Consider the following 15,145-nt stretch of genomic DNA (forward strand, 5'->3'; position numbering starts at 1 on the left):
ACGGACCCCGGGTACGGGAACGCCTGGCCACCGGTTCGGCACCGGTATACGCCGAGCTCACCGACGCGGTACGGCCCCCGAGCCCCGCCGCACGCCCTGTCGCGCCCCGCCCTCCGGCCGCCCTGACCTGCGGATGAACCGATCACCAGGCGTTCGTGAACCGGAAGCCTGCCGCGCACGGGCACGATCCGGGCCATGCACGCGCGCGACCCGAGCGCGCGGTACGAGCTACGGAGGAAGAGACGTGGAGCTCGCGGAGCTCATCGGCCTGAGGCCGGTGCCCTGTGGCGGACTGCTGGTGGCGCTCACCCGCCGCTGCCCCATGAGCTGCGCGCACTGCTCCACCAACTCCTCCATGACCGCCTCCGACCAGCCCGACCCGCAGGACCTGCTGCGCTTCGTCGGCTCGTTCGGCGCCGAGGACCGCCCCGAGGTGGTCATGCTGACCGGCGGCGAACCGCTGCTGCTGCCGGAACTCGCCGCCCGCCTGGCCGGCCTCGCCCGCGCCGCGGGCTCCCGGGTGGCGCTGCTCAGCGGGATGTTCTTCGCCCGGGACGGGCGCGTCCCGGACCGCATCATGCGGGCGATCACCGCCCTCGACCACTTCTCGGCCAGCATGGACGTCCACCACGAGCGCGAGGTCCCGCGGGCGGACGTGCTGCGCGCCCTGCGGGCCGTGCTCGACGCCGGGATCCCGGCCAGCGTCCACCTCACCGGTACCGGGCCCGACGACCCGTACCTCGCGGAGGCCGTCGCGGACGTCCGCCGCGCCTTCGGCGGCCGGGTGCCCCTGCTCGTCAACGAGGTCCGGCCGCTCGGCCGCGCCGCAGGCCTCGTCCGGGCCACACCGCCCGGACCGGACGGCTCCGTGGCGGCGCCGTGCACCCTCGCGGCCTGGCCGGTCGTCGCCTTCGACGGGACCGTGGCCGCCTGCTGCAACCAGTGGACGGTCGACCGCCGCCCCGTTCCCCCGCACCTGCGCCTCGGACACATCGCCGACGACGACTGGCAGGCCGTCCGCGAACGCTCCCTCGGCTCCCCGGTGCTGCGCCTGCTCCGCTCCGTCGGCCCCCGGCGGCTGCACGCCCGCTACGGGACCGAGCCCGCCCCGGCCGGCTACTGCCGCAGCTGCCACGCCCTCGCCGACCGCCCCGAGGTCCTCGCGGGCGCGGCCCGCGACGCCGGCGGCCGGGTCGGCGAGCTCCTCGACCGGCTCGGCGCCCAGCAGCAGCTCGCCGCCGGACCCGCCGCCCTGGTCAGCCGTATGGGCTGCGCCCGCTACGCCCACCTGGTCGAGACGCTTCCCGCACCGGAGGAGGGCTCCCGATGACCGCCACCGCGTCCCTCGCGCTCAGGACCAAGCTCACGCCCACCACCACCGTCCTGAGGGCCGCGACCGCGGCCCTCTGGCGACCGGACGGACTGCGGCAGCGGTACCTGCGCTACCTGGCCGCCATGCATCCGCTCGTCCGCGCCTCGGTGCCCCTGCTGGAGCGGGCCGCCGAACGGTGCGCCGACCTGGACGACCCTGCCGCGCGGACCCTCGCGGCGTACTACACCCGCCACGCCGAGGAAGAGCGCGACCACGACACCTGGCTGTTGGAGGACCTCGCCGCCGCCGGTGCCCGGCCGGCCGCCGTCCCGCACCCCGTGGTCGTCGAACTCGCCGGGGCGCAGTACTACCGGATCGAGCACGAGCACCCCGCCGCCCTCCTCGGGTACATCGCGGTCCTGGAGGGCAACGCCCCCGGTCCCCGGCTCGCCGACCGCCTCGCCGAGGCCACCGGGCTCCCCGGCGCGGCGTTCCGCACCCTCAGGGAACACGCCGAGCTCGACGGCGGCCACCTCGACGACCTCCACCGGGTGCTCGACCGGCTCGCGCCGGACCCGGACCGGCAGACCGCCGTCTCCGTCAGCGCGCTGCACACGGCGAACCTGCTCACCCGCCTCTTCCTCTCCCTCGCCGCCGACCCCGGAGGACACCCGTGACCGAGCACACCACGCCGTACGACGACGCCCCGTCCGAGCCCACCCTGGAGGCGCTGGCCGCCGCGGGCTTCGACCTCGACGCCCTCAGCGAGGAGCAGCACGAGGTCCTGCGCACCCTGGCCCCCGAGGAACTGGCCCTGCTCGTCGACATCAGGGGGCGCCTCGACGCGGCGGCACCCGAGGTGCAGGCCCACGCCGACGTGGCCGGCGGCGCCCTCTTCTGACCCCCGGCGCCCCCTTCCGACCCCAACGCCCCGACGTCCCGCTGCCCCCGTCCACCGGAGGAATCCATGTCCTGCGCCTCCTGCCGGAGCGAACTGCCGCCCGACGCCCGGTTCTGCCCCTTCTGCGGCAGCCCGTGCGCCCCCGGGCCGGTCACGGTCAAGCCGACCGGCCGCAAGGTGGTGACCGTCCTCTTCTGCGACCTGGTGGGTTCCACGGCGCTCTCCGGAGCACTGGACGCGGAGACCCTGCGCTCGGTGACGCTCCGCTGGTTCGACCTGATGAGGCTGCGGATCGAGGAGCAGGGCGGCACCGTGGAGAAGTTCATCGGGGACGCCGTGATGGCCGTCTTCGGCGTCCCCGCCGTACGGGAGGACGACGCCCGCCGGGCGGTCGCCGCCGCCCTGACCATGCGGGAGGCGCTCTCCGGGCTCAACGCCCGGCTGGAGCAGGGCGTCGGCGTACGGCTGGAGATGCGCATCGGACTCAACACCGGTCAGGCGGTGACCGGTTCGGCGACCCTGCGGCAGGCGATGGTCTCCGGCGAGGTGGTCAACGTCGCCGCGCGCCTGGAGCAGAACGCCGCCGCCGGGGAGATCCTCATCGGGCCGGACACCCTGGCGGCCGCCGGACCGGGCGTCCGGACGACGGAGACCGGCCCGCTGCTGCTCAAGGGCAAGAGCGACCGGGTCGCCGCCCACCGCCTGCTCGGCCTGGACGAGGACGGGGGCCCGGAGGCGCTGCGCCGCTTCGACCTCGCCTTCGTCGGCCGGACCGGTGAACTCGCCCTGCTCGACCGGGCACTGGACCGTGTGGTGCGGACCCGCCGGGCCGACCGCGTGGTGGTCGGCGGCGAGGCGGGCCAGGGCAAGACCCGACTCGTGCGGGAGTGGCTCCACCGGACCGCGGCCACCGCCGGCGGCCCGCGCCACGGCGTCGGGCGCTGCCGGGCCCGGGGCGAACAGCCCAGCCTCGGACCGCTCGCCGACGCCGTGGCCGACCTGCTGAAGACCGGCGGCGAGCCCGTACCGTCGCCCGAACCGGACCTGCTCCACCAGGGCCTGCTCCTGGACGGAACGCCCAACCCGTCGCCCGCGGACACCTGCGCCGCGCTCGCCAAGGTCCTCGCCGGCCTCTCCGGAGCGCAGCCCGTGGTCCTGGTGATCGACGACTGCCACTGGGCCGCACAACCGCTCTTCGACGCCCTCGACCGGCTGCTGCGGGCCCTCGCCGACGCGGCCGTGCTGATCGTCCTGCTCACCCGCCCCCAACTGTTCGACGTACGGCCCGAGCTGGTCCTGGACGCCGTGCCCCTCGGCGGTCTCTCCGACGCCGAGGCACAGCTCCTGGCGGCCGAGCTGACCGGGGGCACGGCGGAGGGCGAGCCGCTCGGCCCGCGGGTCCTGGCACGGGTGGGCGGAAACCCGCTGCACCTGGAACAGCTGCTGGTGGCGGGCGACCCCGTCGCCGCGGACAGCGTCCCGCTCCCGCTCCAGGCCCTCATCGGCGCCCGCATCGACGCGCTCGACCCGCCCGAGTACCGGGCCCTGGGCCTGGCGTCCGTGCTGGGCGGCGACTTCACCGCCGACGAACTGACCGCGCTCGCCGGGGACCCCGCGCCGGAGTGGACCGGGTCCGAGCTGCGCCCCCTGCTGTACCGGCTGGTCCGGCACCGCCTGATCAGGCCGGACGGCGGGGCGTTCCGCTTCGCCGGGGGGCTGATCCAGGAGGTCGTCTACGCCAGCCAGTCCAAGCAGGACCGGGCCGACCGGCACGAACGGGCGGCCCGACTGGACTCGGTCCGCGGGCGGGGCGCCGCGGCGGTCGGGGGCCACCTGGAACAGGCGTACCGCTACCGGGCCGAGCTGGGCGCCCAGGACGCGCACACCGACGGGCTGCGCCGGGACGCCGCCGACGCGCTCGCCGAGGCCGGGCGGCTGGCCCTGGCCCACGCCGACCCCGTCTGGGCGGCCGACGTGCTGTCCCGGGCCACGGCCCGGTACGCGGCGGGCGAGCCGGGGAGCACGGCCGCCCGCCGGAGGCTCGGCCAGACCCTGCTGGACCTGGGGCGCGGCACGGAAGGCCGGGCGCTGCTCGAAGAGGTGCTGGCCGAGGCCCGGTCCGGCGGCGGGGACGCGGTGGAGGCCGCGCACGCCCGCCTCGCCCTGGCCTCGGGCGGCCGGTCCGCGGGACCGGACGGGTCGCCGGCGGAGGCCGCCGACGCCACCCTGCCGGTCTTCGCGGCGGCCGGCGACGACCTCGGCCAGGCCAGGGCCTGCCTGCGGCTCGCCCAGCGCGCCCAGGAACAGGGCCGGCACCGGGAGGCGGAGCGCCTGCTCGCCCGCACGCTGGGCCACGCGGTACGCGCCGACGCCGAGCCGGAGCGGGCCGCGGCCCTCGGCGCGACGGGGGTCTCGCTCTGGCGCGGCCCCCAGCCGGTCGCGGACGCGGTCGCCCGGTGCCGCGAGCTCCTCGCCGAGCAGGGGTCCGGCCGCCGGGCCGTCCGGCTGACGCTCAACTGCCCGCTGGCGGTGGTGCTGGCCCTCCACGACGACCGCGACGGGGCCCTGGCCTGCCTCGCGGAGGCGGAGCACCTCGCGAAGCGGCTCGGCTACGCCGAGGCCGACGCCTTCCTGCCGATCTTCACCGCGACCGTGGCCGACCTGACCGGCCGCCGGGAGGAGGCGCTCCTGGGCCTGGAGCGGGCCGCGGCCGCCGCACGGGACCTGGGCGCCGGGGCGCTGCTGCGCAGCGCCCTGCTGGACACCGCCCGCATCCGGCTGGACCTCGGCGACTGGCGCACCGCCCGCGACACCCTCGCCGAACTGGAGGGGGAGGGGGCGCGGCCGTCCCGGCCGCGGGCCGAGTCGGCGGACCTCGACGGCCTGCGGGCCCGGATCGCCGCCGCACAGGGCCGGGCAGGGACCGCCGGCCGGCTGGCCGCCAGGGCGCTCGCCACCGCCGCCCGTACCGACTCGCCCGTCGTCCAGGGCACCGCCGCCCTCGACCTCGCCCGCACCGCACTCGCCCTGGGCCGCCCGGCCGACGCGGCCGCGGCGGCGACGCGCGCCCGCCTGCACTTCGCGGCGAAGGGACACCTCCCCGCCGTACGCCAGGCCGAGGCGCTGGTCTCCGGCTGCCACGCGCCCGGCGACGGACCAGCCATCGGACGACTCACCGCAGTCGGAAAGGAAGCACCACGATGACCACCGCCCAGCAAGTGGCGCCCGCACTCACCTGGGGCCTGCGCGGCAGGGGCCCCGCGGACGTCCCCGTGGAGGCCGACGGCCCGCCGGACCCGCCCGAGAGGGGCCTCCTCGGAGGCACCGGGCGCGGCGTACGCGTCTGCGTGGTCGACTCGGGCGTCGAACGGGACCACCCCATGGTCGGCCCGGTCGCCCAGTCGTGGCGGGTCTTCAAGGACGGCGACGGGGTCCACGTCGAGGAGACCGAGGAGGGGGACGCCTGCGGGCACGGCACGGCCTGCGCCGGGATCATCCGGCGCACCGCGCCGGACTGCGAACTCTCCAGCGTCCGGGTGCTCGGAGACCGGTTCTCCGGCAGCGGGGACGTCCTGCTCGAAGGGATCCGGTGGGCCGTGCGCCAGCGGTTCGACGTGGTGAACCTGAGCCTGTCCACCACCCACGAGCGCTTCGTGGACGAGCTGCGCCGGCTGGCCGACGAGGCGTACTTCCAGCAGACCGTGATCGTCGCCTCCGCGCACAACACGCGGGTGGAGAGCTTCCCCTGGCGCTTCTCCTCGGTGATCTCGGTCGGCAGCCACCAGGAGGACGACCCGGACCTCCACCTCTACAACCCCGAGCCCCCGGTGGAGTTCTTCGCCCCCGGCCAGAAGGTCCGGGTGGCGTGGCTCGGCGGCACGTCGATCCGCAGCTCGGGCAACAGCTACGCCACCCCGTTCATCGCGGGGCTCTGCGCGCGGATCCTGTCGAGCAGCCCCCGGTTGACGCCGTTCCAGCTGAAGAACGCCCTGTACCTGTCCGCAGCCAACGTCCGTGTCCACGGGCGCCGGTAACGCCCGGCGCCGGAAGGGAAGCCCCATGACCCAGACGATCGCCCCCGCCGTGTCCGCAGCACCCCGGCCGGATCCGGCCGTGGCCGAGCTCCTGCGGTCGGTGGTGGACACCGCACGCGCCATCTTCGGCGCGCAGGCGAGCTCCATCCTGCTCCTCGACGCGGACGAGCTCGTCTTCGAAGCCGTCTCCGGACAGGGACAGGAGTTCCTGGTGGGACGGCGGTTCCCGGCGGGCCGGGGGATCGCCGGGTGGGTCGCCGCCTCGGGGGAGCCGATGGTGGTCGACGACCTGCACGACAGCGCCTCCTTCGACCGGGACATCGCCGAGTCCACCGGCTACGTCCCGAACGCGCTGATGGCCGCCCCGCTCGTCCGCGGGGACCGGGTCCTCGGCGTCCTGGAGGTGCTCGACCCGTCCCCGCAGGCCCGCTCGGGCCTGCCGGAACTCGACCTGCTGGGCCTCTTCGCCCGCCAGGCGGCGGTCGCCCTGCACGTCCTGACCACCCGCGCCCCCCGGCCGGCCCCGGAAGCCCCGGAGGACCCGTCGCGCGCCGAACTCCTGCGCCTGCTCGCGGAGGCCCGCCGCGTCCTCGGAGACTGACCGGCACCTGCCACGGGCGACGGCGCCCGGCCGGGGACCGTCCCCCGTCAGGCGCCGTCCCCGGCCGGACGCCCGGCCGGGCTCACCGGCCCGTGCTCCACCCGGCCGTGCCGGAATACGAGTCGACGAGATCCACCACGAAGACCAGGGTCGACCCCGCCGGGATCAACGGCGAGGGCGACTGCTTCCCGTAGCCGAGGCGCGGGGGAACGACGATCTCGCGCCGACCGCCGACCCTCATCCCCCTCACTCCCCGGTCCCAGCCCTTGATGACCTTGCCGCCGCCCAGGGCGAACTTGTACGGCTCGCCCCGGTCCCAGGAGGAGTCGAACTCCTTCCCGGTCTCGAAGGTCACCCCGACGTAGTGGACCTTGACCACCATGCCCGCCTTCACTTCGGGCCCGTCCCCGACGACGAGGTCCCGGACCGTCAGCTCCTGGGGAGCATCACCCGCCGGAACCTCGACCTCGGGCTTCGTCGCTCCACCCATCGCAGCCACACCACTCTCCGCCGGAATCCCTCGTACAGATCAGCCGGGCGCCGGTCGCTCCACGCAGTGGACGATCACACCACCGGGAACACCGGGCCGACCGGAGTACATCCAACCCCATGGGACACGGCGCGGCGCGCCTCGCCTCGCACCGTCTCGTTGCCGGAGGCGCTGTCGATCACTGCCGCAGCGACCGCCCCGGCGCCCGCGCGCACCGCCGCACACGCGGTCAGCCCACCCGGAGACCGACCGCCAGCGTCAGTTCGAGGACCCGGTGGGGCGACCCGAGATCCGGAAACAGCTCTCGCACCTGCGACATCCGGTACCGGACGGTCTGGGGGTGGACGAACAGCGCCGCTGCCACCTCGTCCCGCCTTCCCTGGTGCAGCAGCCACGCCCGCAACGTCTCCTCGAGCCGCCGCGCGGTCGCGGCCGGCAGGGTCCGCAACGGTGCGAGGGCTCGGGCACGCAGGTCGGCGAACGCGTCCGCGTCGGCGCTCAGGACCAGCTCGGGCAGGTGGTCCTCGGTGTCGCGGATGTCGGAGGAGAGGGAGCGCGCGCGTACGGCTCGCGCGTACGAGGCGGACGCACGGGTCCATGGCCGGGCCGGGCCGACCACGGCGGTGCGGTCGGGCAGCTGCCTCAGGAGGTGTGCCCGGTCGGCATCGGGGACGAGCAGCACGCCGGAGGCGTCCGGCAGGTCGTCGAGGACAAGGGTGCCCGGGTCGAGCGTGCGGTAGGCGGGACGGGCCTGGGCGGCGGGCAGCAGGACCGCGGTCAGCGAGGCCGGCGGCTGCCACCCGGCCCGCTGGGCAGCGGCAAGGAGCACGTCCGGGCTCGCGCCGGAGAGGAGGTCGCGGGCCAGTTGTTCCAGGTGGCGCTCGTGGGCCCGGCCCCGCGCGGCCAGTTCGTCGGCGTGGCCCGCGGCGCTCGCGGCGGAGAGCTCGTCGATGTAGGCGAAGGTCAGCTCGGCGAACTTGGCGACCTGGGCGGCGGGCAGCCCTGCGGGTACGGCGCCTGCGGCCAGGCCCCGCCAGGCCACGCGGGCGCCGACCCGGTAGGCGCTGAGCAGGGCGTCCATCGAACGGCCGTCGCGGACCTCGCCGCGGCCCAGCTCGTAGGCCGCGGCGCCGGTGTCGACGCCCGTGGCGTTCCCGCTCGCGAGGTCGAGGTAGAGGCCCAGGGCGGTGCGGACGGCCCTGCGGATGGTGGCGCCCATGCGGCCCGAAAGGGCGTTGGCGTAGGGCGGGACCTCGTCGATGATCGCCTGGACGACCTCGTCGGCGGTGGTCCTCAGTACGGCCCGAAGCGCTGTGACCGTCGTCTCATCCAGGACCAGTTCGCTGGCCCTCCGGACTGCATGGCTCACGTCTTTGTTCCCTGCGAACAATTCAGCCGATCAGATTCACGTCCTACGGACAGGACTCTACCCCCTGAAGCACATCAAGCTGGGGTCATGACGAGTGCAGCCCTCCGCAGTAGGGCGTGGAAACTGCTGGAGATGGTCACGACGCCGGTGCTGCCGTCGGACTACCTCGACCTGGTCAGCCCGCTGCGTGCGGGCGCCGACCTGCGGGGCCGCATCGAGGCCGTGCACCCCGAGACGGGTGACGCCGCGACCGTCGTGATCAGGCCGGGACGGGGCTGGCGCGGCCACACGGCCGGTCAGTACGTGCGGATCGGTGTCGACGTCGACGGGGTGCGCCTGTGGCGCGCCTACTCGGTCACCTCGCCGACGAACCGCCGGGACGGCAGGATCACGATCACCGTGAAGGCGATCCCGGACGGCAAGGTCAGCAACCACCTGGTCCGCAGGGCGCAGCCGGGCACGCTGATCCACCTCGACCAGGCGGCCGGTGACTTCGTGCTCCCGGAGGCCAAGCCCGCCAAGGTGCTCTACCTGACGGCCGGCAGCGGCATCACGCCGGTGATGGGCATGCTGCGCGACACCGAGTTCGACGACGTCGTCATGGTCCACTCCGCACCGCGGCCGCACGACGTGATCTTCCGCAGCGACCTGCACGACCTGGTCGCGGACAAGAAGCTGCGCCTCACCGAGCTGCACACCGACACGGACGGCATGCTCGACATCGCCCGTCTCGGCGAACTCGTCCCCGACTGGGCCGAGCGCGAGACCTGGGCCTGCGGGCCCGCGGGCCTGCTCGACGCCGCCGAGGACCACTGGAGCGAGCACGGCGTCCCGGAGCGCCTGCACACGGAACGCTTCCGCCCCGGCGCCGTCGTCACCGGCGACGGTGGAGAGGTCACGTTCGCCGCCACCGGCAGGACCGTCGACGCGGACGGCGCCACGCCGCTGCTGGACGTCGGCGAGGAGGCCGGCGTGCTCATGCCCTCCGGGTGCCGCATGGGCATCTGCTTCGGCTGCGTCACGCCGCTCACCGCGGGCGCCGTCCGCGACCTGCGCACCGGCGAGATCACCGAGGCCGGCCCGGGCGTCCTCATCCAGACCTGCGTGTCCGCCGCGGCGGGCCCTTGCGACATCGAACGGTAGGAGCACCTTGACCGCCATCGACCCCACCGCCCACCTGAGCGCGGAGCAGATCGAGGAGCTCGGCCGCGAGCTGGACGCGATCCGCGACGAGGTGATCGCCAGCCGGGGCGAGAAGGACGCCGCCTACATCCGCAAGGTCATCTCGGCACAGCGCAAGCTCGAGCTGGTCAGCAGGGGCGTCCTGCTGTTCTCCATCTTCCCGCCCGCGTGGCTGATCGGCACCGCCGGCCTGTCCGTGGCGAAGATCATGGAGAACATGGAGATCGGCCACAACGTCCTGCACGGCCAGTGGGACTGGATGCGGGACCCGAAGATCCACTCCACCACCTGGGACTGGGACCACGTCTCGCCGGCCGACCAGTGGAAGCACTCCCACAACGAGCTGCACCACACGTACACCAACGTGCTCGGCAAGGACAACGACCTCGGCTACGGCATCATGCGCGTCGACGAGGACCAGAAGTGGCACCCGTTCCACCTCGGGCAGCCGCTGTGGAACTTCGTCAACGCCTGCTTCTTCGAGTACGGCATCGCCGCCTACGACCTGGAACTCGGCAAGAACCTGCACAAGCGCCGCCGCAAGAACCCGGAGTTCCGCGCGCGGGCCAGGGCCGTGGGCCGCAAGATCCGCAAGCAGGTGCTCAAGGACTACGTGATCCACCCGCTCCTCTCGGGCCCGTCGTTCCTCACGACGCTCGCCGCCACGTTCACCGCGAACCTGGTCCGCAACATCTGGTCCCACTCGGTGATCATGTGCGGGCACTTCCCCGAGGGCGTGCAGGTCTTCGAGCGCCGGTCGATCGAGGGCGAGACGCGCGGCCAGTGGTACCTGCGCCAGATGATGGGCTCGGCGAACATCAGCGGCAGCAAGGCCATGCACTTCATGACGGGCAACCTGTCGCACCAGATCGAGCACCACCTGTTCCCGGACCTGCCGAGCAACCGGTACGCCGAGGTGGCGGTGAAGGTGCGCGCCCTGTTCGAGAAGTACGAGCTGGAGTACGTCACCGGGCCGCTGCCCAAGCAGGTGTTCTCCGCGTGGCGCAAGGTCGTCCGGCTCTCGCTGCCGAACAGGAAGCCCAAGGCCGCGACGCCGGACCGCGAGCGGGAGCTCGTCGCGGCCTGACTGCAGCGGGCGCCGGCTCTCGCAGGGGAGGTCCTGGAGCGACGCACGGAGCACATGACCGAGGGCGAAGACGAGTGACCACCGGGCGTGTGCAGTCACTCCGAGCCGGCGAGGCTCGAAGCCTGCACGGGCAGCAGGCCGCGGAGATGGCCGAAGACCCAGGTGTCGACGGCGTTGGGGTAGCTGTTGATCCAGTCCGTCGGCGGCGGGTCGTGTGGGTCTTCCAGGCCGTGGCACCACTGCGAGATGATGTTGTCGCCGAGAGCGAGAGCCGTGACGGCAGTGCGCAGCTTGACGGCGGGGACTTGGGCGACGGCCTCTTCGAGGGTCACGGCGTCCCCACCTTCCTCGCCGTGACCTGCTCCGAGCACGTGCGTGCTGTCGCCGCCGCACTCGCCGGGGACCGCGAGGCCGCCGAAAGGGTCGAACTCACCCTCCCTGAAACGGGCGTGTGCGGCGGGGCGGGGCCTCTTCGACGAGCCGGAGGCCGTTGAGGAGAGCGGTGGCAGCTGCTGCGCCGCCCCCCGCCGCGATCGCATCGGCGCAGCGACCGTCCCCACCGGCGGCTGCTGAACCGAGGCCGACGCCAAGGCCAGCTGGCCGCGACCGGAACGGGGGACCGGTCCGGTGCCGGCTTGTGCTCCGGGCGGCCAAGACGCCGATCTTGCGTGCGCGATCCGCGGGTCAGGCCTTCTTGACCACGCTCGACTTGAGCTGCATGGCTCCGAACCCCTCGATCCGGCAGTCGATGTCGTGGCCGTCGACGCCGTCGATCAAGCGGATGTTGCGGACCTTGGTGCCCGCCTTGATGCCTGAGGGGCTGCCCTTGACCTTCAACGCCTTCACGACAGTCACGCTGTCGCCATCGCGCAGCACGTTGCCGACGGCGTCCTTGACCACACGCTCCCCGGTGGCGCCGGCGTCGCCTTCAGCGCTCACGGCGGGTACCCATTCGTGGCCGCACTCCGGGCAGACCACCAGAGCGTTCATCTCGTAGGTGTACTCACTGGAGCACTTCGGACACGGAGGCAGGTTGTCGCTCATTCACGCGGGTTTCTGGACGTCGGGAAGCGGGTGCGCCCTGGAGTGGACCGGCTGGCCGACCGACGGGCACCCCTGCACTGGAGTAGCCATAATAGCAAATTGCAAAACTCTGCAATTTCATAGATGCTGCAGGTGCTGTGTCCGTAGGTAGCCGCGGGCACGGCACCAGGCGTTTGCCCCGTCCGGGGTGGTGAGAAGGGTGCGAGACCGTGCCGGTTCCGCTGTACCAGGCCAAGGCCGAGTTCTTCCGGATGCTCGGGCACCCGGTGCGGATAAGGGTCCTGGAGCTGCTGCAGGACGGCCCGATGCCCGTACGCGACCTGCTGGCCGCGATCGAGGTCGAGCCCTCCGCCCTGTCCCAGCAGCTCGCGGTCCTGCGCCGGTCGGGGATCGTCATCTCGACCCGGGACGGCGCGACGGTCGTCTACGAGCTGGCGGGAGGGGACGTGGCGCAGCTGATGCTGGCGGCGCGGAGGATCCTGACCGAGGTCCTGACGGGGCAGAGCGTGCTGCTGGAGGAACTGCGCGAGTCCGAGGTTGCGGCCTCGTGAGTGTGAACACTGCGCTGACGGCCGTGCTCGGCCGGGTTCGCTCCGTCCTGCCCGCCCAGGCCGACTACGCGGTGATGGCCCGCAGCCCCCGCCGAGACCTGCTGGCCGGCCTCACCGTGGCGATCGTCGCGCTTCCCCTCGCGCTCGGATTCGGGGTCTCCTCCGGTCTGGGTGCCGAGGCGGGACTGGCCACCGCCGTCGTCGCCGGCGCGCTCGCCGCCTTGTTCGGCGGATCGAACCTCCAGGTTTCCGGACCGACCGGGGCGATGACCGTGGTCCTGGTGCCGATCGTCGCCCGGTACGGGCCCGGCGGTGTCCTCACCGTCGGGCTGATGGCCGGCGTCCTCCTGATCGGGCTCGCGCTCCTGCGGGCGGGGCAGTACATGCGGTACGTGCCGGCGCCGGTGGTGGAGGGCTTCACCCTGGGGATCGCGTGCGTGATCGGCCTCCAGCAGATACCCAACGCACTCGGGGTCGAGAAGCCTGAGGGCGAGAAGGTCCTGCTGGTGGCGTGGCGGGCCTGCGTGGAATTCGTGGCCTCCCCGAACTGGACGGCGATCGGCCTCTCTCTGGGTGTCGCGGCGGTGATGCTGGCCGGGGCACGGTGGCGGCCGACGGTCCCCTTCTCGATCGTCGCGGTCATGACCGCGACCGTGGTCGCGCGGCTGTTCCATCTCGACTCGGCGGCCCCGATCGGGGCCCTTCCCGCCGGGCTCCCCGCCCCGTCACTGGCCTTCCTCGACGTGTCCGCGGTCGGCTCGCTGCTGGCGCCGGCGGTCGCGGTCGCGGCGCTCGCGGCGCTGGAGTCCTTGCTGTCGGCGACGGTGGCGGACGGGATGACGGTGGGGCAGCAGCACGATCCGGACAAGGAGCTGTTCGGTCAAGGCATCGCCAACCTGGCGGCCCCGCTGTTCGGCGGTGTCCCGGCCACCGCCGCGATCGCGCGCACCGCAGTCAACGTCCGTACCGGCGCCTCCTCCCGCCTCGCCGCACTGACCCATGCCGCCGTACTCGCGGTGATCGTGTTCGCTGCCGCCCCTCTGGTCTCGAAGATCCCGCTCGCCGCGCTCGCGGGGGTGCTGTTGGCGACGGCGGTCCGGATGGTGGAGGTCGGATCGCTGCGTGCGATGGCGAAGGCGACCCGCTCGGACGCTGCCGTCCTGGTCCTGACCGCCGCCGCCACCCTGATCCTCGACCTCGTGTACGCGGTGATCATCGGCCTGGTCGTCGCCGGGGCCCTGGCCCTGAAGGCGGTGGCGAGCCAGGCGCGGATGGAGCAGGTCGACTTCCGGCCCGACCTGCCCGGCGAGCACGGCGACGAGGAACACGCCCTGCTCGCCGAGCACATCGTGGCCTACCGCATCGACGGACCGCTCTTCTTCGCCGGCGCCCACCGCTTCCTCCTCGAACTCTCCGAGGTCGCCGACGTGAAGGTGGTCATCCTCCGGATGGCGCGGGTGACCACCCTGGACGCCACCGGCGCCCTCGTCCTCAAGGACGCCGTGGAGAGGCTGAACCGGCGCGGCATCGCCGTCATGACCTCCGGCATCCGACCCGGCCAGCGCCAGGCCCTGGAAGCCGTCGGCGCCCTGGAACTGCTGCGTCTGGAGGGCCGGGAGTACGGCACCACCCCCGAGGCGATCGTCGGGGCCCGCAAGTACCTGGAACAAGAGGGCCTGCTGCCCCGTACGCACCACCGACCGCACCGCATCCGGAAGGCCGCACGATGACCGTCCCCGCCGACCTCCGCATGATCGAGGTCTCCGGCACCGAAGCCCTGTGGCTCCTGGAAGGCGCCGCTCAGGGCCGCCTCGTCTACGTCCAGCGGGAGGTGGCCGTCGTACGGCCCGCCGCGCACGTGATGGAGTACGGACGCCTCGTCGTCCGAGCCCCGGTACAAGCCGCCACGATCCCCGGCCGGGCGCTGCTGACCTACCAGGTCGACGAGATCCGTACCCCGGCGGGGACCGGCTGGACGGTCAGTGCCCACGGTCCGGCCGACGTCATCGCCGACCCGGACGAGGCCGCCCACTACCGGCGCACCCTGCCCGGCTGGAGCCACGGCCCCCACGACACCCTGCTGCGCCTGCACCCCCAGTCGGTGTCCGGGTTCCGTCTCGCCCGTACGGTCTCGGGGGCGGGCCGGTGAGCGTCCAGGTCGAGGCGATGCCCTACCGGCATGTGCTGGACGTGCCGGCCATGGGCTCGGCCGTGCGTATCGCCCGGGAGACCACCGAGCTGGTCCTTGTGGAATGCGGGGTGGGCCTTCGCCATCCGAGCGTGGGACCGGCGCTGCTGATCGTGGCCGAGCTGGTCACCAACGCCGTCCGTCACGCCGCCGCAGCCTCACCGGTGATCACCGTGACCTACGCCCACGGACCCGGCGCTTTTGCGTTCGCGGTCCACGACCGTCACCCCTATCAGCCCGCTCTGTTCGGTGCGCTCGGCACCGTGCCGGGCAGCGGCCTGGCCATGGTGGTGGAGATGACGATGGAGCTCGGCGGCACCGCCGTCGTTCGGGCGGATGCGGACGGCCGAGGCAAGGCCATCTGGATCACCCTTCCCTTGTGAAGC

16 protein-coding genes and 1 pseudogene are annotated in these 15,145 nt (G+C 73.6%); 13 read left to right on the plus strand and 4 right to left on the minus strand.

Going from position 1 to position 15,145, the window contains the following annotated elements:
• Positions 1–244: 244 nt before the first annotated feature.
• From ACIRBY_RS22685 to ACIRBY_RS22710, 6 genes are all read left to right on the plus strand, one after another.
• Complete coding sequence (locus ACIRBY_RS22685) at positions 245–1,330, plus strand: radical SAM protein (RefSeq protein WP_403903013.1); 1,086 nt, start codon at positions 245–247, stop codon at positions 1,328–1,330.
• Positions 1,327–1,989, plus strand: coding sequence for a hypothetical protein (locus tag ACIRBY_RS22690; protein ID WP_403903015.1), 663 nt, complete (start codon positions 1,327–1,329; stop codon positions 1,987–1,989). The genes ACIRBY_RS22685 and ACIRBY_RS22690 overlap by 4 nt, the downstream gene beginning before the upstream one ends.
• Positions 1,986–2,213: an aroma-sacti cluster domain-containing protein gene (locus ACIRBY_RS22695; protein WP_403903017.1), complete on the plus strand. Its 228-nt coding sequence runs from the start codon at positions 1,986–1,988 to the stop codon at positions 2,211–2,213. Before ACIRBY_RS22690 ends, ACIRBY_RS22695 begins: the two co-directional genes overlap by 4 nt.
• Before the next feature lie 66 nt (positions 2,214–2,279).
• Positions 2,280–5,417, plus strand: coding sequence for an adenylate/guanylate cyclase domain-containing protein (locus tag ACIRBY_RS22700; RefSeq protein WP_403903020.1), 3,138 nt, complete (start codon positions 2,280–2,282; stop codon positions 5,415–5,417).
• The gene (locus ACIRBY_RS22705; RefSeq protein WP_403903023.1) at positions 5,414–6,247 is read left to right on the plus strand and encodes a S8 family peptidase; all 834 of its coding nucleotides are present in this window, start codon (positions 5,414–5,416) and stop codon (positions 6,245–6,247) included. The genes ACIRBY_RS22700 and ACIRBY_RS22705 overlap by 4 nt, the downstream gene beginning before the upstream one ends.
• Positions 6,248–6,272: 25 nt before the next feature.
• The gene (locus ACIRBY_RS22710) at positions 6,273–6,848 is read left to right on the plus strand and encodes a GAF domain-containing protein (RefSeq protein WP_403903025.1); all 576 of its coding nucleotides are present in this window, start codon (positions 6,273–6,275) and stop codon (positions 6,846–6,848) included.
• An 82-nt stretch (positions 6,849–6,930) separates the two neighbouring features.
• On the opposite strand, the gene ACIRBY_RS22715 is transcribed toward ACIRBY_RS22710, so the two are convergent.
• Positions 6,931–7,338 (minus strand): FKBP-type peptidyl-prolyl cis-trans isomerase, encoded by a 408-nt coding sequence (locus ACIRBY_RS22715; RefSeq protein WP_403903028.1) that lies wholly within the window; start codon positions 7,336–7,338, stop codon positions 6,931–6,933.
• A gap of 229 nt (positions 7,339–7,567) precedes the next feature.
• A complete protein-coding gene (locus ACIRBY_RS22720; RefSeq protein WP_403903031.1) occupies positions 7,568–8,707 on the minus strand; it encodes a PucR family transcriptional regulator in 1,140 nt (379 codons plus the stop codon).
• Between the two features lie 87 nt (positions 8,708–8,794).
• Between ACIRBY_RS22720 and ACIRBY_RS22725 the strand changes: the two genes are divergently transcribed.
• Complete coding sequence (locus ACIRBY_RS22725; RefSeq protein ID WP_403903034.1) at positions 8,795–9,850, plus strand: ferredoxin reductase; 1,056 nt, start codon at positions 8,795–8,797, stop codon at positions 9,848–9,850.
• A gap of 7 nt (positions 9,851–9,857) precedes the next feature.
• Positions 9,858–10,976, plus strand: coding sequence for a fatty acid desaturase family protein (locus ACIRBY_RS22730; RefSeq protein ID WP_403903036.1), 1,119 nt, complete (start codon positions 9,858–9,860; stop codon positions 10,974–10,976).
• A 95-nt stretch (positions 10,977–11,071) separates the two neighbouring features.
• Here ACIRBY_RS22730 and ACIRBY_RS22735 read toward each other — a convergent pair whose 3' ends face one another.
• Positions 11,072–11,308 (minus strand): hypothetical protein, encoded by a 237-nt coding sequence (locus tag ACIRBY_RS22735; protein WP_403903039.1) that lies wholly within the window; start codon positions 11,306–11,308, stop codon positions 11,072–11,074.
• 6 nt (positions 11,309–11,314) lie between these two features.
• On the opposite strand from ACIRBY_RS22735, the pseudogene ACIRBY_RS22740 reads away from it, so the two are divergent.
• Positions 11,315–11,549, plus strand: a pseudogene (locus ACIRBY_RS22740) (flavoprotein); the annotation flags it as partial.
• A 111-nt stretch (positions 11,550–11,660) separates the two neighbouring features.
• On the opposite strand, the gene ACIRBY_RS22745 reads toward ACIRBY_RS22740, so the two are convergent.
• Complete coding sequence (locus ACIRBY_RS22745; protein ID WP_403903042.1) at positions 11,661–12,020, minus strand: zinc ribbon domain-containing protein YjdM; 360 nt, start codon at positions 12,018–12,020, stop codon at positions 11,661–11,663.
• A gap of 209 nt (positions 12,021–12,229) precedes the next feature.
• On the opposite strand from ACIRBY_RS22745, the gene ACIRBY_RS22750 reads away from it, so the two are divergent.
• From ACIRBY_RS22750 to ACIRBY_RS22765, 4 genes are all read left to right on the plus strand, one after another.
• Positions 12,230–12,571: a metalloregulator ArsR/SmtB family transcription factor gene (locus ACIRBY_RS22750; RefSeq protein ID WP_030860547.1), complete on the plus strand. Its 342-nt coding sequence runs from the start codon at positions 12,230–12,232 to the stop codon at positions 12,569–12,571.
• 74 nt (positions 12,572–12,645) lie between these two features.
• Positions 12,646–14,301 (plus strand): SulP family inorganic anion transporter, encoded by a 1,656-nt coding sequence (locus ACIRBY_RS22755; protein WP_403903569.1) that lies wholly within the window; start codon positions 12,646–12,648, stop codon positions 14,299–14,301.
• Positions 14,298–14,720, plus strand: a complete 423-nt coding sequence (locus tag ACIRBY_RS22760) for a pyridoxamine 5'-phosphate oxidase family protein (protein WP_403903046.1) — start codon at positions 14,298–14,300, stop codon at positions 14,718–14,720. The genes ACIRBY_RS22755 and ACIRBY_RS22760 overlap by 4 nt, the downstream gene beginning before the upstream one ends.
• A complete protein-coding gene (locus ACIRBY_RS22765) occupies positions 14,717–15,142 on the plus strand; it encodes an ATP-binding protein (protein ID WP_403903048.1) in 426 nt (141 codons plus the stop codon). The genes ACIRBY_RS22760 and ACIRBY_RS22765 overlap by 4 nt, the downstream gene beginning before the upstream one ends.
• Positions 15,143–15,145: the final 3 nt, after the last annotated feature.

Origin of the sequence: Streptomyces sp. NPDC096136, assembly GCF_044763325.1 — a bacterium.
GTDB lineage: Bacteria > Actinomycetota > Actinomycetes > Streptomycetales > Streptomycetaceae > Streptomyces.